Here is an 18,994-nt window from a genome sequence, read left to right on the forward strand (position 1 = left end):
CAGCGATGCTGTGCGCAAAAGCCGGGTCATCCGACCCGGCTTTTTGCTACCTAAACTCTTGATTGCCTCGATCCTTCCTGTGAACAACGCACCCATCGGCATCTTTGATTCCGGCCTCGGCGGCCTGTCCGTATTGCGCGAAATCCGCGCCCTGCTCCCGCAGGAGTCGCTGATCTACGTGGCCGACTCGAAGTACGCACCCTATGGCGAGAAGCCAGAGCAATTTGTCGAGGCGCGCACGCTGCAGGTTTGCGAATGGCTGGTGGCGCAGGGCTGCAAGGCCCTGGTGATCGCCTGCAACACGGCGACCATGCATGCGGTGCAAACGCTGCGCGAAAAGCTGGCGTTGCCGATCGTCGGCGTCGAGCCTGGCCTGAAACCCGCCGCCGCCGCCAGCCGCAGCAAAGTGGTTGGCGTGCTGGCCACGGGCAACACATTGAAGAGCGCAAAGTTCGGCCGGCTGCTTGCCTCCCTGGAAGGCGAGAGCCGCTTCCTCTGCGAGGCTGGCGTCGGGCTGGTGCCGCTGATCGAGCAAGGCGATGTGGATGGCCCGGCCGTGCGCGAGAAACTCACCACCTACCTGTCGCCCATGCTCGAGGCCGGCGCCGATACGCTGGTACTTGGCTGCACCCATTACCCCTTCCTGTCGGACACCGTGCGTGAACTGGTGGGCGACCGATTGACGCTGGTCGATACCGGTGACGCGATCGCGCGGCAACTTCGGCGCAAGCTGGCCGAGCACGGCATGGCCGCAAACGCCGACGCGGTACCCAACGACCGCTACACCTCGACCAAGGATGCCGCCCATCTGCGTGCCATGGCCGCGGCGCTGCTGCATGTGGACGCGCCCGCGGAAACCCTGGTGATCGAGCCCGCGCCGGCATTCGACTGAGGCATCGGCTCCCGCTTCAGGTCACTGCAGGAACCCCAGCGGCCGGCGCTGCCGCACGTCCGGCTTGACGGCATGTTCCTGGCGCAACTGCGCCAGGAACTCGTCTGGCGTCAGCGTCTCGCCGAGCAGCACGCACTGACGCTTGACCGTGGCAAAGTCGCCCGGCGTCAGGCAATCCATCTTCGCCAGTTCCTCGCGCATGGTGGCGTCCATGCGCCGCGGATCGGCATCCAGCGCTTCCTCGACGAACATCGCCGTGCGTTGCTCCGGCTTGAGCGGCAGGAAACGGATCTTGAACGAGAAGCGGCGCAGCGCCGCCTCGTCGATCCGCTCGAACAGGTTGGTGGTGCAAACGAAGATGCCGTTGAAGCGCTCCATGCCCTGAAGCATCTCGTTGACCTCGGACACCTCGTAATTGCGCACGGCGTTCTGCCGGCTTTGCATGAAGCTGTCGGCCTCGTCGAGCAACAGGATGGCGCCGTCTTCCTCCGCGCGCGCGAACATCGCCGCGATCTGCTGCTCGGTTTCCCCCACATACTTGCTCATCAGGTCGGAGGCGCGCCGGATCATCAGCGGCTGCTCGAGCGCGGCCGCGATGTGCTCGGCCAGCGCGGTCTTGCCGGTGCCAGGGGGACCATAGAAACACAAGGTGCCGCGCTGCCGTGCCTTGAGCGCCTGCACGATCTTGCCGACCTCGTAGCGCGTCTCCAGGTTCAGGTAATCCAGGCGGTAGTGCGTCACCACCGGGCGCCCTTCCACTTCCGGGCGCAAGCCCATGGCACGGTCGGCATGGTCCAGCTGCCGCAAGATCAGCGCCTCCACCGGCTCGGCCACGCCCGAGCCCGCCAGTTGCACGAAGCGCGCGGCCGATTGCACCTGCGCCGGCGTCAAGGTCTTGCGCGCGGCCAGCGATGCGATAAAGGCGTCGCTCACGTCCAGCGTGCCCAGGTGCTTGCGAATGATGTTCTCGCGCACCAGCGGGGGCGGGATCTTCAGCTCCAGGTGAAACTGGAAACGGCGCAGATAGGCCGGATCGATCTGGCGAATCGAGTTGGAGATCCAGATCACCGGGACCGGGTTCTGCTCCAATGTCTGGTTGACCCAGGCCTTGCCGTTCACCGAGCCGCGCGGGTCTTCCTGGCCGAACAGGCTGGTGAGCTCGCGCGCGCTGCCCGGGAACACATCCTCGACTTCATCGAACAGCAAAGCCGTGCGCGGGCGGCCACGCAGGAACGCCTGCGACACCTGCAGCGAGCGATAGCGATCCTTGCCTGACAAGCTGTTGCCGTCGCGGTCCAGGCAGTCCACTTCGTACAACTCGCAGCCAGCCTCGCGCGCCAGCAGCCGCGCGAACTCGGTCTTGCCGGTGCCGGGTGGGCCGTAGATCAACACGTTGACGCCGCAGGCATGCTGCTGCGTGGCGTTGGCCAGCAGTGCCGACAGGTAGCGCGCATCGGTCTCGACGTGCGGATAGTCGCCGGTGCCAAGCGTGGGAGCTGCCGCCGGGCGCGTGAACACCGCCATCATCTCGGCTTCGTTCGCGTAGTTGCCCAGCAGGACATGCAGCAGCCGGTCCGACAGGCGCATCAGGTCGCCCAGGTCGGTCACGCTGTTCTCGGGCAGGGGCTGCTCGATCAGGTTAAGCGTCTCCAGGCGCGAGCCGGGCCGCAGCGAGGCCGCCACCGCGGCCGGACTTGCGCCGGTCAGGCCGGCGAGGATCTGGAAGGCTTCCTGACTATGCGCCACCTTACAGTCCACCATCACCGCACGCAGGTCGCGCTTGTATTTTGCGAGCGCCGCATACAGCAACAGCTTGCGCTCGTGCTCGGGCAAATCCAGCACATGGCTGAGCATGTCGATGTTACGCACCAGCAGCACGCGCTCGCCATCCAGCCGCGCTGCCAGCGCTGCCGCCGACGCATCGAACACGGCGAACATATCCTTGGCGTGATGCTTGACGTACTCATCCAGGTAGTAGAACAGCGCGCTCTCGTCGAACGCGCTGTTCCATTGCCCGTGCCGCTCCAGGAATTCTTCGGGCGTGAGGCGCGCCGCGCCTTTCCAGGCCGGCATATCGGCGCAGCGTGCGGCAAGGAAGCGCTGGACGCGCAACACCACGCCGTACGGCCACACCATCTCCTGTGCGCTGACCGTCAGGATGTCATTGATATTGCTGCGCAGGTTGAATCTGGGCCCCAGCGAGCACACGACCCGCAGGGCGAACTGGGCGCACATCCAGTCGAGCGCGGAGGTACATGGCGAGCCGGTCGCGGCACGCAGGAGGGTCGAGCGGTCGTCTTCGGCGAAACGGGTGAAATCCATGGCCTGGTCCTCTCGCACGGGGGGCGCCGCGGCCGGCGCGGCGAAATGCTCGAACGGCTCGATTGGCTCGAATGAATCGTCTTTTTCCTATGCTAGCGCGCTTTGTGGCAGATCGGGCATTGCCGGCAACCCTGTGCCGTGCGAGAGCGCGCATTTTGTCGCAGCCACGGGAAGGTATCGCCAAATCGGCGTATAAAGACGGCTGCGCGGCAGCGATTCAACGCATCGCACAAAATGCCACCAAATAAGAATCATTATCGTTTATACTGGCAGCCTGACACGCTGCCTCGAGAGCGGCGCTCCCACCGGCATCACTGTTGAAGGAGCGTTTATCATGGAATTGCTGCTTAGCTTGCTGGTCGGTTGTGGCATCTCGCTGATCCTGTTCTATCGCAAATAGGCCCTATCGCTAATAAAGCCGGCGCCGCGCCAATTCGCCGACATCTGCTGTTTTCTCATGTTCGATCAACGTTTTTTCAAGATCACGCTTGCCGTCCTGCTGTTCCACGTCGGCCTGCTTTACCTGATCCAGAGCGGGCTGGGGCGCAAGATCACGGAGGCCGTGATCTCGCCGGAAGTCGTCGCCCGCATCATCCCGCTCGAGCCACCCCAAAAACCCGCCGTCGAGACGCCAAAGCCCAAACCGGAGACCCCGCCCAAGCAGGTGAAGGTCACCACACCCAAGCCTGCACCGCCGCAACCGCGCCCCACGCCGACGCCGGTGGCATCGCTGCCGCCTACGCCCAATGCCGTGGAAGCACCGCCCGCGCCACCCGCCCCGCCGGCACCGCCTGCCCCTGCCCCCGAGCCGGCCGCTCCTGTGTCGGCGGCGCCACGCGCGGTCGGCATTGGGGAGATCCAGTGCAGCCCGCCGCAACCCACCTATCCGTCGCAATCGCGGCGCATGGGTGAAACTGGCAAGGCCGTGGTGCGTCTGACTACAGACGATACCGGCAAGGTGGTCAAGACCGCGGTCGTGACCTCGAGCGGATCCTCCAGGCTGGACCAAGCCGCCGAGGAGGCGGTGCGACGCATGCGCTGCAAGCCCTATCTGGACAACGGTCGTGCCGTGGCGGTTACCGCCCAGCAGCCGATCGGGTTCGAACTCAACTGATTTCAATACCGACCTCACCAGGAACCAACATGCAGGACCTCGGACTTTCTCACCTCTGGACGCAAGGCGATTTCGTCATGCGTGCCACCGCCATCATTCTGCTCATCATGTCGCTGGCTTCGTGGATCGTGATTCTCACGAAGGCGTGGGACCTCTTCCGGCTGAAGAAGATGGCGCACGGCGCTGAAAAACAGTTCTGGCACTCCGACGATTTCGACCACGCCCTCGAAACCCTCGGCAGCAGCGAAGCCAACCCGTTCCGCACGCTGGCCATGACCGGCAAGGAAGCTGCGCAGCACCACCGCGCCAGCCAGCCGCAGCTGCACGACGTGATGGACATCTCGGACTGGATCACCCGCTCGCTCAAGAGCGCCATCGACGAGGCCGTTGCACGCATGCAATCGGGCCTGGCCGTGCTGGCGTCCGTCGGCTCCACCGCGCCGTTCGTTGGCCTGTTCGGCACCGTGTGGGGCATCTATCACGCGCTGATCAACATCGGTGCCTCCGGCGTGCCGACCATCGACAAGGTGGCAGGCCCGGTGGGCGAGGCACTGATCATGACCGCCTTCGGCCTGGCCGTTGCGATCCCCGCCGTGCTGGGCTACAACGCGCTGACCCGCGGCAACAAGGGCGTGATCTCGAAACTCAACCGCTTCGCCCACGACCTGCACGCCTACTTCGTCACCGGCGCCCGTGTGCGCCCGACCAGCGCCAGCGCGCGTGCCACCGATGACAACGGTGTGCGCCTCGCAGTCAAGAATCAGTAAGGCCGCAGCAAGGCAACAAGGAAGTCATCATGGCATTCGGCACCCTCGACTCGGACGATGACGAAGTAATGAGCGAAATCAACATGACGCCGCTGGTCGACGTCATGCTGGTGCTGCTGATCATCTTCATCATCACCATTCCCGTGATCAACCACACGGTCAAGATCGACCTTCCGCGTGCAACCAACACGCCCAACGATCCCAAGCCGCAGAACATCAACCTGTCGATCGACGCCAGCGGCAAGATCTTCTGGAACCAGGCTGAGGTGGACGAGCCCACGCTCGAAGCCAACATAGCCCAGGCCGCGCAGCAGCAGCCGCAGCCTGAGCTGCATCTGCGGGCCGATCGCGACGTGCGCTATGAGCGTGTGGCGCAAGTCATGGCAGCCGCGCAGCACGGCGGGTTGGGCAAGATCGGGTTCATCACGGAACCCAAGCATTAGTGTTGTTCGTGCCGTGCGCTTTGGGCCGGCAACGTGGCATCGACAAAAAGGGCACTCCATGGAGTGCCCTTTTTGTTTGCGCTGACCCATCCTGCACGATTGAAAATCACTATTGTAATGATAACAATTCTCATTTAATATCTAGCCAACTTGAACCCGGTCGTGACCGCTCGCAGTCCCGCGTAGCCGCCACGGACCACCGGACCGGAGCCCGCCCATGAGCACCCTGACCCTGCCGCTGTCGCAACCGCATGAAGTCACCCGTCGCCGCCTTTCTCTGCGCCGGGTCGAAGTCAATCCCAACAAGGCTGCGCAGGCGCGGCGCGAGAGCCCCGCCAGCGCAGCGATCGAATCAATGAAATCTGCTGTAGCTGCCCTGCCCGCCCGGCTCGAAGCGCTGGTGCGCGACAGCCTGCCCGCTGCGCCCGCAGGGGATGCGGTGCCCCTGGATTCGTTGATGCGTGGCGCCAACCTGCTGCCGATCCTGCATAACGGCGAGGTCTACACGCTGCGCATCACGCGCTATGGCAAGCTGATCCTGACGAAGTGACCCGTGCCCGGGCGCGCACGCGCCAGCCCAAGCCATGCAGTGGGAAACCATCGTGGCAACCATGTAACGCGGTACGGGATTTCGATGCAAGAAGGGCTACCGGAACCGGCAGCCCGATGCCAAAGCCGTCGACAGGCATCAGCATAGGGAGCACAAGCGATTTGCTCCGCAGTCAGCAGGAGGTGCTGGGCAGTGAGCCACGCTCACTGCCCAGCACGGCCGCCTCTGTTTGCAGGCGAGTATCAGACGCCCAGGGCGGCGATGCCCGCACGCGCGATCTGCGCGTCTTCGGTCGACTTCACGCCCGACACGCCAACTGCACCCACGACCTGGTCATTGACCACGATAGGCACACCACCTTCCAGCATGCCTTGCAGCACCGGCGCGGTCATGAAAGAGTGGCGGCCGTTGTTGATCATGTCTTCGTAAACCTTGGACTCGCGACGGCCCAGCGACGACGTGCGCGCCTTTTCGGTGGCGATGTAGCTCGAAATCGGTGCAGCGCCATCCAGGCGTTGCAATGCCAGCAGGTGACCACCGTCGTCCACGATGGCAATTGAAACTGCCCATTGGTGATTCTTGGCTTCCAGCTCGGCTGCGGCCAGTACCTTCTTCACATCATCTGCCGTCAGCACGGTTTTTTGCTGCATACCACTCTCCTCGAAGATCATTTCAGTGAGCCGGAAGTATAGCGCCACGGCCCTTGGCATGACCATGCCTCCACTGTCCTGGCACCTGCCCGCAAAAAGCAAAAGACCCGCTCGAGGCGGGTCTTTCGATGATTCACGGCGTTGCTGGATGCGGACGGCCGAAGCCCTCAGGGCCGCAGGCTAATGTCCGGCAAACTCAGGCTCCGTCGCTGAACTGGTCGCGGCGATCGCCAACCTTGGCGCCGTCGGTGAACGGATCCACCTTGCGTGCGCCGTCGGTGTACGGGTCAACCTTGCCAAGCTTGGCGCCATCGGTGTAGGGATCAACCTTGCCGATCTTGGCGCCATCGGTGTAAGGGTCTGCCTTGGCGATACCGGCTGCGAAGGCGGAGGCGGAGAGTGCGGAGAGGGCGGTCAGGGCTGCGATCGCCACCAGGCTGTTTTTGATCTTCATGGGCGGATCCTCTTGGGAATTAGGTCGTGCTGGAGGGGCGCTGGATGATGAAGCATTGCGGAATCTTGTCATCACGGCGTCACTGCAGCAGTATAGGTGGAAACCCTAATAACGATATGAGAGCCGGTTTGACCTGTCTCTTCAAATTTTTTGACCCCACTGATAACTATGGAACCTTGTCCGGACTGCCGCCTACAGTGTGCCTCCCAAGGCTGCATCTGAAAAACGAAAGGGCCCCGCAGGGCCCCTTTCACCAACCTGCGCAAGGCAGGTCGTTCATGCTTATCGCCAGTGGCGTCCATGTCCCGGGCCGTAGTAGCCCCGCCCATAATAGCCGCGGCCGTAGTAGCGCGGGCCGTAATAGCCCGGTCCCGGACCGTAGTAGACCGGAGCCGGCCGCACGATGACGGGCGGCGGGCCATAGTAGACAGGGGCAGGCGCCATGACCACGGGCGGCGCGGCAATATAGGCTTGCGGCGGATAGTACGCCGGGCCGCCGACCACGACGCCAGGCACCCCGATCGCCACACCAACGCTCACATGGGCCATAGCCGCACCGGATGCCAGCGCCCCAAGCAAAGCGAGTCCTGCGAGCCACCAACGTTTCATGATCCTTGCCTCTTGCAATGCGTTATTCGATAAGAGGTATTGTAGGTTCCTGGGAAATTGCAGGTGAAACCGAGAACGTTACATTGTTACCAGGAGTAACAACCAGCACATAAACACGTTGCCTCGCCGACTTGGCAGCCTGCGGCGCAAATCCCGCGCGGAGCTTGCATCACCGCGCCCAACCGACCACAATATCGGGCTTGCCGTGCGGCCGTGGAGAAATTGGTAGACTCAGCAGACTTAAAATCTGCCGCCTTTACGGGCTTACGGGTTCGACCCCCGTCGGCCGCACCAGCACCACCCTCCCAGCATCCACGCTCCCCTGCCCCGGCTTTGCGCGCTCAGGCCACCGCCGCACACAACAGCGCGCCACCGCACACCAGGAACACAAACAGCAGGCCTGCCAGCACCAGGGGCTTGCGCCCGGCGCGCAGCAAGGTGCCGATGCGGGTGTGTAAGCCAATTGCGAGCATCGCGCAGGCAAGCAGCCAGTTATCGAAGGCAAGCAGGGCGGGCTTCCAGTCCTGGGGCACAAGGCCCGCCGAATGCACGGCCATCACCGCCACAAAACCCACTGCAAACCAAGGGATCGCCTTCAGGATGGCACCCCACGGACGCCCGCCTGCCCCCTTCTCGCCGTTACCTTCTTCCTCCAGCCCGATGCCGGCCTTCGGCCACAACGCCAGCACCAGCAACAGCGGGCCCAGCGCCAGCACGCGCACCATCTTGGTCACCACAGCGGCATCCGCGGTGGCATCGCTGACCATCTTGCCCGAGGCGATGACCTGTGCCACTTCGTGCAGCGTGGCGCCAGTGTAGATGCCAAATGTGCGCTCGCTGATGGCAAGGTGCCAGTGCTGCGTGGCCAGCTCAAACAGATAGGGATACAGCAGCATGCCAGCCGTGCCGAACAGCACCACCGTGGCCACGGCCACGGCCGTCTGGCGGTCGTCGGTGCGCACTACCGAAGCCACCGCGATGGCCGCCGCGGCGCCACATACGGCGCTGCCCGCGCTGACGAGGATGGCTTCCCGGCGGCTTAGTCCCAGCAGCGAAGAACCGATCCAGATCCCCAGCAGCATGGTCGAGACCAGCATGGCCAGCGGCACCAGCACGCCTGCCAGGCCCAGGTCGGCGATAGCACCGAAGGTGAGGCGCAGGCCGTACAACGCCACGCCGAGGCGCAGCAGTTGCTGGCGCGCCAGCTGCATGCCCGGCGCAAGCGGGGTGAGCCAGCGTTGCGGCAGCGTATTGCCCGCCACCATGCCGGCGAACATGGCCAGCGTCAGCGCACTCATGCCGAGGTGCGAGACCACCGGGTGCGCCGAGAACACCATGGCCAGCCAGGCGATGAAACCCAGCGGCACCAGCGTCAAGACCCGGGTCGGCCACGAAGGAGGTTCGGTGCCGAGATTGGCAACTGCGGACGATTGAATGGAAGACATGGCGGGGGTCCTGCCCGTAACGCCGGAGGGCTTCGGGGCGCATATTGAATATGTCCGAAGCGTACTTACCAGGCAGAAATCTGTAAAACAGGTAATATCGTTATACATTACCTGTTTTACAGCTATGATCCATCGCCCTCTCCGCCTGACCCTGCGCCAGCTCTCCGTTTTCGTCGCGGTGGCGCAGCACGGAAGCACCGTGGCAGCAGCCGATGCGCTGGCCATGTCGCAATCCGCGGTGAGCGCCGCGCTGGCGGATCTGGAGGCCACGCTGGGCGGTGCCCTCTTTGACCGGGTCGCGCGTCGCCTGAGCATCAATGAGACCGGCCGGCTGTTTTTCCCGCGCGCGCTGTCGCTGCTGGACCAGGCGCAAGAACTCGAGCGCTTCACCGTGCAACCCGGGGTGCAACTGCGCATTGCCGCCAGCAACACCATCGGCAGCTACATCCTGCCGGGCCTGCTAGCGGGTTTTCGACATGCACAGAGCGGGCCCTGCGCGCTCGACATGCGCATCGGCAACACGCGCGAGGTCCTGCAAGCGCTGCTGCATTTCGAGGCGGATATCGGGCTGATCGAGGGCACATGCCACGAGCGCGACCTGCGCAGCGCCCACTGGCGGGACGATGTGATGGTGGTGGTGGTCAGCCCGTCACACCCGCTGGCAAGCGACCCAGGCAATCTGGCCGCCTTGCGCGATGCCGACTGGGTCGTGCGCGAACCCGGCTCGGGCACGCGCGAGATCATCGAACAACGGCTGGCACCACTGCTGGGCGAATTGCGCTTCGCGCTGGAACTGGGCAACTCCGAAGCGATCAAGCGTGCCGTGATGAGCGGCTATGGAGTGAGTTGCCTGTCGCTGCAGGTGGTGGAAGACGAATTGCAGCGCGGCACACTGGTGGCGCTGCGCGATGGCCTGCCCGACGTGGTGAGGCCACTGCACCTCGTGGTTCACCAGGATAAGTACCCTACGCAGGGCCTGCTGGCCTTTACGGAGTATCTTCGCCGCGATGCCGCTGCGGCCAGCCAGTGAGCTGCACAGAGCGCAGCATGCCCGCACTCATGCGGGGTGGGGATCTGCTTCGCCCGCATGCTTGGCGGTATAGCGATCGAGCAGGTGGAACAGCAACGGGTTCAGCACGATGGACAGCAGCGCGCCAGCCAGGATCAGGGCGTGGCCCCGCTCAGGCAGGATCTTCAGATAAACGCCGAGACCCGCGAGGATGAAGGAAAACTCGCCGATCTGGGCCAGACTGACCGCGATGGTCATGCCGGTACGGGTGGAATGCCCGAACACCCGAACGATGCAAAGCGCAGCGAGCGATTTGCCCACCACGATGATGAACAGCGTGGCCAGCACGCCCCAGGGGTCGTTGATCAGCACCATCGGGTTGAACAGCATGCCGACCGAAACAAAGAACAGCACGGCGAACGCATCACGCAAGGGCAGCGACTCCTCCGCCGCGCGGTGACTGAACTCCGACTCCGCCAGCACCATGCCGGCAAAGAATGCACCGAGCGCAAACGACACACCGAACAGCGAGTACGCGCCAAAGGCCACGCCGAGCGCCGTTGCCAACACCGCCAGCCGGAACAGTTCCCGGCTCCCGGTCCAGACGATGCGCTCCAGCATCCAGGGAATAAAGCGACGACCGATCACCAGCATCACGGCGACGAAGGCGGCCACCTTGCCCAGGGTAGCGAACACAGCGAACACGATGTCGCCCGAGTCCGGTGCGACCGCGCCTGACGCCGTGGCATCTGTGGACGGCGTGAGCAGGCCCGCCAGCGCCGGCAGCAGCACCAGCGTCAGCACCATGGCCAGGTCTTCCACGATCAGCCAGCCCACCGCGATCCGGCCCTGCGGCGACTCCACCAGCTCGCGCTCCTGCAAAGCCTTGAGCAACACCACGGTGCTAGCCACCGAAAGTGCCAGCCCGAAGACCAGGCCTGGACCCCAATCCCAGCCAAAGCCCCAGGCCGCGCCCATCCCGAGCAAGGTAGCAATGCCGATCTGTACCACCGCCCCAGGAATGGCGATCGTTTTCACCGCCATCAGGTCTTTGAGCGAGAAATGCAAGCCAACCCCGAACATCAGCAGAATCACGCCAAGCTCCGCCAGTTCCGGGGCCAGCGCCTGGTCCGCTGTGTAGCCCGGCGTATATGGGCCGACCACGATGCCCGCGCACAAGTATCCGATCAGCGGCGGGAGCTTTAGCCGGTTGGCCAGCGCACCCAATATAAACGCCAGGACGAGACCGCCGACGATGGTGCTGATGAGCGGGGTAGCGTGATGCATGCGTTCTGGGTTCCTCGTGCTTGGCCATGGCGGCGGTGACTGGACAACCCGCCCGCCCCCAGGGACCGTAAGGCGGGGACCACAAAGCGACCTCTGGGCCGCGCTGCGGCGTTGAATGCCGGACACAGGCCGAGAGGTACCGCACTGATTGAGGGAAAACGGGAACAGGAGTTTTACGGCAGCCTGGAGGCGAAAAGCGCAGCATGAGTCCAAGCGGACGACGATGGCACGCTGTTCAGGTCGGATATCCCCTGAACGCCCCGTGAAGACTACAAGATGGAATGTAACACGATCACCACAATGGCAAAGCGCGGAATCGGGGCAGGATGTGCCCCCATCACCGCAGAAATGCACCGCCGCCCTGCCATCCCGCCGCCCTGAACAAGCCCTAGCGCCCGGCCAGCTGGAACGTCGCCACGGTTTCGCGCAGCTTGTCGGCCTGCTCTTCCAGCGATTGCGCAGCCGCTGCCGCCTGCTCCACCAAGGCTGCGTTCTGCTGCGTGACCTGGTCCATCTGCCCGACGGCCTGGTTGATCTGCTCGATCCCGGTACTCTGCTCGCTCGACGCCGCGGCGATCTCCCCGATGATGTCGGAGACGCGCCGCACGGCCTGGCGAATCTCGCTCATGGTCTTGCCTGCTCCCTCGGCCTGCGTCGAGCCCTGGCGAACCGTGTCCACCGAGGTGTCGATCAAGTCCTTGATCTCCTTCGCCGCGCTGGACGAACGCTGGGCCAGGCTGCGTACCTCACCTGCCACGACCGCAAAGCCGCGGCCCTGCTCGCCGGCGCGTGCCGCCTCTACCGCCGCATTGAGCGCGAGGATATTGGTCTGGAAGGCGATACCTTCGATCAAGTTCGTGATCTCCGCGATACGAGTGGAACTGGTGCTGATTGCGCCCATGGTTTCCACCATCTGCTGCACGGCCGTGCTGCCTTGCTCCGCCACCTCGGCGGCATTGTCCGCCAGGCCACTGGCCTGGCGCGCATTGTCGGCATTCTGGCGTACGGTCGCGGTCAACTCTTCCATGCTGGCGGCAGACTGCTCCAGCGATGCCGCTTGCTGCTCGGTACGCGTGGACAGATCTACGTTGCCCGCCGCAATCTGGTGGGCGGCCGTGCTGACCGAGTCGGTCGACGAGCGGACTTCACGCAGCGCCGACGCCACGCGCTCGATCAACTGGTTGAAAGCAATCGCCGTGCGCCCGATCTCATCCTCATGGCACACCAAAGCGCGGCGATCGAGGTCGAGCGACTCGCTCACATAGCGCAGGGTCTGCTCGATCTCGGCCAGGCTGCTGTGAATGCGGCGGTAGAGCGAATAGCCGAGTGCTCCGGTGACCAGAAAGCCGCAGGCAATGATTGCCGAGAAGACTGTCAAGGCCAGTCCGTACGCCTTGCCGTTGGTCGCCACCACTTGCTCGCCCAGACCCGCGTTGTACGCCACGTGCTTGTTGATGACGGTGTGCAGCGCCGAGACCGCGACAAAGAGCGAGCCCCCCATCAGCATGCCACGCGCACCTTCATCGTCGTTGGCGTTGAAGCGCTCCAGGAAGCGCTCCCGCTCCGCGCGATATTGCCTCGCCGCGGCGCGGTCCGCCTCCAGCATCTGGCGGTCGGTCTCATCGGAAATATCGCTGCGCTCGTAAGTTGCGACCGTGCTGTCGAAGATCTCGTCCGCCTTCGCCAAACTATTCATGGCGTCCGAGCGGCTGCCTGCATCCGGCGACAAGGCATAGCGGTAGAGCGACACGCGCATCGTGCTGACGGTATCGCGCAGCTCGCTCAGCATGCGAACGCTGGTGAGCGTGTTGTCATTGAAGTAGGTAAAACGCTCCTGCGACTCGCGGAGCTGCCAGAGGCCGCCGACTCCGACGGCAAGCAAGGCCAGCAGGGCCAGCGACAAGGTGGCTAAGAGACGTTGAGTGATGTTCATGACGCAATGTCGGCGCGCGCGGGAGCGACGCCGATTCTCCATAGAGGTGGACGATGAAATGACGCCCGTGGGCAACGGGAACGGGGTCAGGCAGTCTGTTTTGGAAGCGCGCTTGCAACACTCTCGGAATCCGGCGAGCCGTCTTTTGGACGACCCTCATCCGCCTTTACGGCAGCCGCCGGCATAGCTGAAGCAGAATTGTGAAATCAAACAAAAATAAGCGACGATATTAGGACTTGTCCTAAAAATCGACGAGGATAAACGACAAAAACGAGCCGGGACGCGCAATCTGTCGGAAATTTGAGGGAAAAAAAGAGGGGGAAGGAGGAGGGGAAAGGAGTGGGAAATAGTCGGTGCGGATGGCGCCGGTGATCGGATCGCCAGAAAGCAAAAAGCGCCACCGGTTAGGGTAGCGCTAAGTGCTTGAAGATACTGGAGGCGGGGGTCGGAATCGAACCGGCGTACACGGCTTTGCAGGCCGCTGCATGACCACTCTGCCACCCCGCCGGGTGACGGCTGCTGGATTGTAGCCGCATTTGCCAGACCCTGCCGGGCCGCGCTTGCGCACTACCATCACAAACAAAAAGGGAAGCGGTGCTTCCCTTTGGGATTGGAGCGGGAGACGAGGCTCGAACTCGCGACCTCAACCTTGGCAAGGTTGCGCTCTACCAACTGAGCTACTCCCGCATTTACTACTTCGACTACTCTGCGTGCCAACCTGGAACCACAAAAAAGCACTGCGGACTTCCAGACTTAACCGAAACCTGGAGCGGGAAACGAGACAGGCACTAGGGCGCTAAATCCTTGTTTCCCAATCACATTCTTCGCCGCCGTGAGCAGCGAAGGCCTGAATTATAGCCTTGTTCTTCGCCCTCGGCAACAAAACTCATCCAACAACTTCCATCAGCGTCCAAGGACTGCCATTTCATCCCCTGACAACCGACGCAGAATACACGGCTACCAGAGGCCCGCCCCTGCAACGCCGCTCGACACTCAGGTCTCCTTGCGTCAGGAATGGCATCAGCATCGAACGTTGAGACCGCGCTTGGTTTGATGCCGTGCGCACCACAGCCCAAGGCTGTTCGTGATGAAGGCCAAGCGGCGAGCAAGGAAAGATGGGGCGCATGTTCACATCACCTGGTCAGCTGGCGACCGTGTGGGAGCGGCGCGCAACAGCCTCAAACTGGCCACAGCCCAGGATCGCTGGATGCTATGTCGATATATCAGGATGCCAGAACAAGCATCACACGCGCGGTTTTCTCTGCGTCCCTCTGGACGTTGAGCAACGACTGCGCCCCAGCGCGACTTGTGAAACCGTAGGGATATCAGACCATAGCGAATCGGTCTTGATACGCCTGACGCACCCCATGACGCTGGCACCGTGAGCGCCATTGTCGAGCGTGCTTCTTCCTTGTTACTCGACGGGCCGGCAACTGGTCGATTCTTGCACATTGAGCAAGAGAGGGCCACCTGTGGCGGATGCCATGATCTCGTCCGCCCACGTTCCGGGGCATTCGTCCCTGGCATCCGCCACAGGCATAACGACACAACAGCCCTTGGCAGGGCGAGAAAGGAGCCGGTGATGTAGCGCTTCCGAAAGGAGACGAAAACATGCACAAGGAGCCACCATTATCAAAGGTGTTCTATCGTCCCATCGAAGCTGCCATACGGTGGGCTGGGTTGTTGCGGTACAAGGCGTCGATCCTCGCCTCGATCGCATCACCGCGGTGCCTGCCGCAGACATTGGACTGCCCGCGATGGAACGAGTGTCGGCTGTACTCGGAACGCATCTACGACGGCATCCTCAACTCGGAACTGCCCTTTGGCAAGAACGGGATCACGCTCAATGACCCAGAGTTGGTGAGTTCACCCGATCTGACCATCCGCCACGTCGATCTGAAACGCTGGATGCGCACTCACTATCCTGAGCATCGACCCGGATTCCTGTTCAGCCGCAGCGAGCGCATGGCGCATCCCTCCATCACCCTGGAAACAGGACAGGCAATCCTGCTGGAACGGCAGGCTCTGCAGGCCGCGCTGGACCATAGCCGGCGTGAGATGCGCAAACTTCAAGCGCAACACGAAGCCTTGCTCAAGCAGTCCGCGGTGCTGTTGGCATCCAAGCAGTGCGCGATCAGTGATCGAGCGGAGACCACGTACCTGAACATCATCGGTGGCATGCTGACGCTGATGCTGGGTCAATCCCCATCGGGTGTGCCGTACTCCAGCTTCAAGACGCAGGAGGCAATCGTCACCGCATTGCTCGCCCACTATGGCGGCACCATGGGCATCACGGAGCGAACCTTGAACGGCAAGTTCGCCAACGCCAGGAAGAATGTGCGTAGCGCAGCCGCGTGAATTCTTCCATCTTGTATGTGCAGTCTCGGAGATTGCATTTGCAATGTCTTTTTGCAGCCATGTCTATTGAATAGAGGTCACGCCAACAAACGCCACTGAGCGTTCAGGAGTGACCGCCATGTCGCAAGTACCTGTACTGCCACCGCACGAGCGCCGCATCCTGCGGCTCGATGAAGTTGAAGCGAAGTCCGGCTTCAAACGCGCCCACATCTACAACCTGATGAAGAAGCGCCAGTTTCCACAGGCGTTGCGCCTTGGCGTGCGCGCGGTGGGCTGGGATTCGGTCGAGATCGATCAGTGGATCGCCGAACGCCTTAACAACCGCACCTGACTCGCTCCCCCTCGGACTTCCCATCGCCAAACGGAGAGCGCCATGCAGGTCGTATCCATCATTTCAACGAAAGGTGGCGTCGGCAAGACGACCACGGCCGCCAACCTCGGCGGGCTCGCCGCGGACGCGGGGCTGCGCGTGCTGCTGCTCGATCTCGACGTGCAGCCCACCTTGTCCTCCTACTACGATCTGGCTCACCGCGCGCCCGGCGGCATCTATGAGCTGCTGGCGTTCAACGAGCGCGGTCTCGACCAGCTCGTGTCCCGCACCATCATCGCGGGCCTGGACCTGGTGCTCTCGAACGACCACCGGGGTGAACTGAACACCTTGCTGCTGCACGCGCCAGACGGGCGCCTGCGGTTGCGCCACCTGCTGCCGGCGCTGGCGCCGCTCTATGACCTGGTGCTAATCGACACCCAAGGCGCGCGCTCGGTGCTGTTGGAGATGGCGGTGCTCGCCTCCGGCCTGGCGCTGTCACCCGTGACCCCGGAAATCCTTGCGGCCCGCGAACTGCGGCGCGGCACCATGCAGTTGCTGGAGGACATCGCGCCGTATCGGCACCTTGGCATCGAACCGCCACCGCTGCACCTACTCATCAATCGTGTCCACCCCGTGTCCGCCAACGCACGCATGATCCAGCAGGCGCTGCACGACCTATTTCAGGATCACACGGGCATCCGCGTGCTGGGCACCGACGTGCCGGCCATCGAAGCCTATCCGCGCGCTGCAACCCGCGGCATGCCGGTGCATCGCGTCGAGTATCGACAGCCACCAGGCAGAGTTGCGCCCGCTGCGCTCGACACCATGCGCACGCTCGCCGGCGAACTGTTCCCGCAGTGGCAAGACAGATTCGCCCGCGTGTCCGGCCGTCCTCCACGTTCTATTGAAACCGGGAGGTCCCGTGGCGAGCGCACATGAACTGTCCCGTGGCCACAAGCGACTGCGCGCCCTGATCGAGTTTGCGGTGAGCGAAGGCTGGCACGTCAAACGTACTCGGGGTGGACACCTCAAATTCACCAAGACCGGCTGCGCCGCCATCTACACCAGCTCGACAGCGAGCGATTACCGGGCAGACCTCAATGCCCGTGCGCAGATCCGCCGAGCCGAGCGCGAGGCCCGCATGGCCCGGCCCGCCAACGCCGAGGGATGCGGCCATGGCTGAGATGACCTCCCAGGACATGGCCGGCAAGCTGCTTGCCGCCGGGTTCGAGCGCAGTGGGCCATCGGCCACGGCTTTGAGTGACCCCATCGCCGACACGCCGATGGTCGTGACGCTGGACCAGTTGCGGCCCTACGACCACGATCCCCGCAAAAAGCGCAACTCGGCCTACGATGAAATCAAGGCCTCCATCCGCGAGCGCGGCCTGGATGCGGCGCCAGCCATCACACGCCGTCCTGGCGAGGCGCACTACATCATCCGCAACGGCGGCAACACCAGGCTGGCGATCCTGCGCGAACTCTGGACAGAAACGAAGGACGAGCGCTTCTTCCGCATATCGTGCCTGTTCCGGCCGTGGCCTGCGCGCGGGGAGATCGTCGCGCTGACCGGGCACCTCGCCGAGAACGAACTGCGTGGCGGCTTGACGTTCATCGAGCGCGCCCTCGGCGTCGAGAAGGCGCGCGAGTTCTATGAAGCGGAAAGCAGCACGACCTTGAGCCAGTCCGAGCTGGCCCGTCGCTTGGGCGCCGACGGCTTCCCCGTGCAGCAGTCACACATCAGCCGCATGGCCGATGCGGTGCGCTACCTGCTGCCTGCGATCCCGACCGTGCTGTATGGTGGCCTCGGTCGCCACCAGGTCGAGCGGCTGTCGGTCATGCGCAAGGCCAGTGAGCGCACGTGGGAGCACTATGCCAAGGGCCGCTCCCTGCCGCTCGACTTCGACAGTTTCTTCCAAGAAGTGCTGTCGCAGTTCGATACCCAGGCCGACGAGTTCTCGCCGCAGCGTGTGCAGGACGAGTTGATCGGTCAGATGTCCGAGCTGCTGGGCATCGACTACGACGTGCTTGCCCTGGACCTGACCGAATCCGAGAGCCGCCACCGCGCCCTGGTCAGCGACCCAACCCCGCCATCGGCGCCGCCGGCATTGCCTGAGCCTGGGGCCATCGCACGGCCGCCGATTGAACCGGCACCGTCCCCCGCCACAGCAGCACATTCTGCAGGCCACTCTGCCGCCGCGCCGACAAGGCCCCAGGACGATGCGGCCCCGCGTGAGGCATCCGCAGCCACCCCTGCGGCAGCGGCTGGCGATCTACTTGACGAGCACATCGTCTCTCCGGCACCCACGACGCAGCGGCTCCAGTCCATCCAGCGCATGGTCGCCGACCAGTTGGGCGATGCGCTTCCGCCCGACTTCTCGGCCAACGTGCTGCAGTCGATTCCCGTGCAGGCCGGTGGCCTCTATCCCATCTCGGACATCTGGCATATCGACCCAGGTCTCGACGCACCCGGCCGCCTGCGCGTCCACATCGCGCAGTTCGCGCGCGAGATCGCGGGCGAGGTCGACCTGGACGCGTGTGTCGAGGATCGTTCAGATGGCATCGGGTTCGCGTGTCGTGCCCCGACCCAGGTTTCGTCGCCGCTCGCACGTGCCGTGCTCGCGCTGCTGGTTTCCCTGGCCGGTCAGCAGTCGGCCGACGTGGGCTTGGACGGCGGGCACTTCGTCACCGACCTGCCAGCGCTGTTGCACGGCCAAGGCCAACGTCATGCCGACGGGGCCCGGCGATTGAGCGACACCGCGCTGGTCAAGCTGTTTCGTCTGCTGCGGCTGGCCCGGCGCCTGCTGGATCTGGAAGCCGGCGCTCTCGGTCCTGGGACCTGAGCGAGGGAGGC

General features: G+C 63.7%; 18 protein-coding genes and 3 tRNA genes. 12 read left to right on the plus strand and 9 right to left on the minus strand.

Going from position 1 to position 18,994, the window contains the following annotated elements; genetic code table 11:
* The first annotated feature begins 79 nt into the window (after positions 1-79).
* Complete coding sequence (gene murI, locus F7R26_RS13030) at positions 80-892, plus strand: glutamate racemase (protein ID WP_150983193.1); 813 nt, start codon at positions 80-82, stop codon at positions 890-892.
* A 21-nt stretch (positions 893-913) separates the two neighbouring features.
* Here the strand turns inward: murI and F7R26_RS13035 are convergent, their stop codons facing one another.
* Entirely contained in the window at positions 914-3,214 is a 2,301-nt protein-coding gene (locus F7R26_RS13035) for an AAA family ATPase (RefSeq protein ID WP_150983192.1), read from the minus strand.
* Positions 3,215-3,671: 457 nt separating this feature from the next.
* On the opposite strand from F7R26_RS13035, the gene F7R26_RS13040 reads away from it, so the two are divergent.
* From F7R26_RS13040 to F7R26_RS13055, 4 genes are all read left to right on the plus strand, one after another.
* Complete coding sequence (locus F7R26_RS13040) at positions 3,672-4,328, plus strand: energy transducer TonB (protein WP_150983191.1); 657 nt, start codon at positions 3,672-3,674, stop codon at positions 4,326-4,328.
* Between the two features lie 29 nt (positions 4,329-4,357).
* Positions 4,358-5,095: a MotA/TolQ/ExbB proton channel family protein gene (locus F7R26_RS13045; protein WP_150983190.1), complete on the plus strand. Its 738-nt coding sequence runs from the start codon at positions 4,358-4,360 to the stop codon at positions 5,093-5,095.
* 29 nt (positions 5,096-5,124) lie between these two features.
* Positions 5,125-5,538, plus strand: coding sequence for an ExbD/TolR family protein (locus F7R26_RS13050; RefSeq protein WP_150983189.1), 414 nt, complete (start codon positions 5,125-5,127; stop codon positions 5,536-5,538).
* Positions 5,539-5,755: 217 nt separating this feature from the next.
* On the plus strand, positions 5,756-6,088 hold the full coding sequence (locus tag F7R26_RS13055) for a hemin uptake protein HemP (RefSeq protein WP_150983188.1): 333 nt from the start codon (positions 5,756-5,758) through the stop codon (positions 6,086-6,088).
* A 242-nt stretch (positions 6,089-6,330) separates the two neighbouring features.
* Here F7R26_RS13055 and F7R26_RS13060 read toward each other — a convergent pair whose 3' ends face one another.
* The 3 genes from F7R26_RS13060 to F7R26_RS13070 all read right to left on the minus strand — a co-directional run bounded on the left by F7R26_RS13060 (position 6,331) and on the right by F7R26_RS13070 (position 7,801).
* Complete coding sequence (locus F7R26_RS13060) at positions 6,331-6,738, minus strand: heme-binding protein (RefSeq protein ID WP_006158644.1); 408 nt, start codon at positions 6,736-6,738, stop codon at positions 6,331-6,333.
* A gap of 196 nt (positions 6,739-6,934) precedes the next feature.
* Complete coding sequence (locus F7R26_RS13065; RefSeq protein ID WP_006158643.1) at positions 6,935-7,192, minus strand: hypothetical protein; 258 nt, start codon at positions 7,190-7,192, stop codon at positions 6,935-6,937.
* A 282-nt stretch (positions 7,193-7,474) separates the two neighbouring features.
* On the minus strand, positions 7,475-7,801 hold the full coding sequence (locus F7R26_RS13070) for a hypothetical protein (protein WP_150983187.1): 327 nt from the start codon (positions 7,799-7,801) through the stop codon (positions 7,475-7,477).
* Positions 7,802-8,008: 207 nt separating this feature from the next.
* On the opposite strand from F7R26_RS13070, the gene F7R26_RS13075 reads away from it, so the two are divergent.
* Positions 8,009-8,095 (plus strand) — tRNA-Leu (locus F7R26_RS13075).
* Between the two features lie 47 nt (positions 8,096-8,142).
* Here F7R26_RS13075 and F7R26_RS13080 read toward each other — a convergent pair.
* On the minus strand, positions 8,143-9,246 hold the full coding sequence (locus tag F7R26_RS13080) for a YeiH family protein (RefSeq protein WP_170301716.1): 1,104 nt from the start codon (positions 9,244-9,246) through the stop codon (positions 8,143-8,145).
* Positions 9,247-9,370: 124 nt separating this feature from the next.
* Between F7R26_RS13080 and F7R26_RS13085 the strand changes: the two genes are divergently transcribed.
* Positions 9,371-10,276, plus strand: a complete 906-nt coding sequence (locus tag F7R26_RS13085; RefSeq protein WP_150983186.1) for a LysR family transcriptional regulator — start codon at positions 9,371-9,373, stop codon at positions 10,274-10,276.
* 27 nt (positions 10,277-10,303) lie between these two features.
* Here F7R26_RS13085 and F7R26_RS13090 read toward each other — a convergent pair whose 3' ends face one another.
* From F7R26_RS13090 to F7R26_RS13105, 4 genes are all read right to left on the minus strand, one after another.
* Positions 10,304-11,542 (minus strand): cation:proton antiporter domain-containing protein, encoded by a 1,239-nt coding sequence (locus F7R26_RS13090; RefSeq protein ID WP_150983185.1) that lies wholly within the window; start codon positions 11,540-11,542, stop codon positions 10,304-10,306.
* 388 nt (positions 11,543-11,930) lie between these two features.
* Complete coding sequence (locus F7R26_RS13095) at positions 11,931-13,475, minus strand: methyl-accepting chemotaxis protein (RefSeq protein ID WP_150983184.1); 1,545 nt, start codon at positions 13,473-13,475, stop codon at positions 11,931-11,933.
* Between the two features lie 433 nt (positions 13,476-13,908).
* Positions 13,909-13,982: transfer RNA gene (locus F7R26_RS13100), tRNA-Cys, on the minus strand.
* Positions 13,983-14,086: 104 nt separating this feature from the next.
* Positions 14,087-14,162, minus strand: a tRNA-Gly gene (locus F7R26_RS13105).
* Positions 14,163-15,086: 924 nt separating this feature from the next.
* On the opposite strand from F7R26_RS13105, the gene F7R26_RS13110 reads away from it, so the two are divergent.
* The 5 genes from F7R26_RS13110 to F7R26_RS13130 all read left to right on the plus strand — a co-directional run bounded on the left by F7R26_RS13110 (position 15,087) and on the right by F7R26_RS13130 (position 18,983).
* Positions 15,087-15,833 carry a hypothetical protein gene (locus tag F7R26_RS13110; protein ID WP_012112309.1) on the plus strand — a complete coding sequence of 249 codons (747 nt, stop codon included), beginning with the start codon at positions 15,087-15,089 and terminating at the stop codon, positions 15,831-15,833.
* Between the two features lie 118 nt (positions 15,834-15,951).
* Complete coding sequence (locus F7R26_RS13115; RefSeq protein ID WP_012112310.1) at positions 15,952-16,164, plus strand: AlpA family transcriptional regulator; 213 nt, start codon at positions 15,952-15,954, stop codon at positions 16,162-16,164.
* Between the two features lie 42 nt (positions 16,165-16,206).
* Positions 16,207-17,082 carry a ParA family protein gene (locus F7R26_RS13120; protein WP_012112311.1) on the plus strand — a complete coding sequence of 292 codons (876 nt, stop codon included), beginning with the start codon at positions 16,207-16,209 and terminating at the stop codon, positions 17,080-17,082.
* Positions 17,066-17,326 (plus strand): hypothetical protein, encoded by a 261-nt coding sequence (locus F7R26_RS13125; protein ID WP_012112312.1) that lies wholly within the window; start codon positions 17,066-17,068, stop codon positions 17,324-17,326. Before F7R26_RS13120 ends, F7R26_RS13125 begins: the two co-directional genes overlap by 17 nt.
* Entirely contained in the window at positions 17,319-18,983 is a 1,665-nt protein-coding gene (locus tag F7R26_RS13130) for a ParB family protein (RefSeq protein WP_012112313.1), read from the plus strand. The genes F7R26_RS13125 and F7R26_RS13130 overlap by 8 nt, the downstream gene beginning before the upstream one ends.
* The last annotated feature ends 11 nt before the right edge of the window (positions 18,984-18,994 follow it).

The organism is Cupriavidus basilensis (genome assembly GCF_008801925.2).
Taxonomy (GTDB): domain Bacteria; phylum Pseudomonadota; class Gammaproteobacteria; order Burkholderiales; family Burkholderiaceae; genus Cupriavidus; species Cupriavidus basilensis.

Coding starts and splice junctions, on each gene's coding strand:
- F7R26_RS13040 (WP_150983191.1), top strand. CDS start 3,672: ATGTTCGATCAACGTTTTTTCAAGATCACGCTTGCCGTCCTGCTGTTC.
- F7R26_RS13085 (WP_150983186.1), top strand. CDS start 9,371: ATGATCCATCGCCCTCTCCGCCTGACCCTGCGCCAGCTCTCCGTTTTC.
- F7R26_RS13060 (WP_006158644.1), bottom strand. CDS start 6,738: ATGCAGCAAAAAACCGTGCTGACGGCAGATGATGTGAAGAAGGTACTG.
- F7R26_RS13050 (WP_150983189.1), top strand. CDS start 5,125: ATGGCATTCGGCACCCTCGACTCGGACGATGACGAAGTAATGAGCGAA.
- F7R26_RS13045 (WP_150983190.1), top strand. CDS start 4,358: ATGCAGGACCTCGGACTTTCTCACCTCTGGACGCAAGGCGATTTCGTC.
- F7R26_RS13055 (WP_150983188.1), top strand. CDS start 5,756: ATGAGCACCCTGACCCTGCCGCTGTCGCAACCGCATGAAGTCACCCGT.
- F7R26_RS13065 (WP_006158643.1), bottom strand. CDS start 7,192: ATGAAGATCAAAAACAGCCTGGTGGCGATCGCAGCCCTGACCGCCCTC.
- F7R26_RS13110 (WP_012112309.1), top strand. CDS start 15,087: ATGCACAAGGAGCCACCATTATCAAAGGTGTTCTATCGTCCCATCGAA.
- F7R26_RS13035 (WP_150983192.1), bottom strand. CDS start 3,214: ATGGATTTCACCCGTTTCGCCGAAGACGACCGCTCGACCCTCCTGCGT.
- F7R26_RS13115 (WP_012112310.1), top strand. CDS start 15,952: ATGTCGCAAGTACCTGTACTGCCACCGCACGAGCGCCGCATCCTGCGG.
- F7R26_RS13095 (WP_150983184.1), bottom strand. CDS start 13,475: ATGAACATCACTCAACGTCTCTTAGCCACCTTGTCGCTGGCCCTGCTG.
- F7R26_RS13120 (WP_012112311.1), top strand. CDS start 16,207: ATGCAGGTCGTATCCATCATTTCAACGAAAGGTGGCGTCGGCAAGACG.
- F7R26_RS13080 (WP_170301716.1), bottom strand. CDS start 9,246: ATGTCTTCCATTCAATCGTCCGCAGTTGCCAATCTCGGCACCGAACCT.
- F7R26_RS13070 (WP_150983187.1), bottom strand. CDS start 7,801: ATGAAACGTTGGTGGCTCGCAGGACTCGCTTTGCTTGGGGCGCTGGCA.
- F7R26_RS13090 (WP_150983185.1), bottom strand. CDS start 11,542: ATGCATCACGCTACCCCGCTCATCAGCACCATCGTCGGCGGTCTCGTC.
- F7R26_RS13130 (WP_012112313.1), top strand. CDS start 17,319: ATGGCTGAGATGACCTCCCAGGACATGGCCGGCAAGCTGCTTGCCGCC.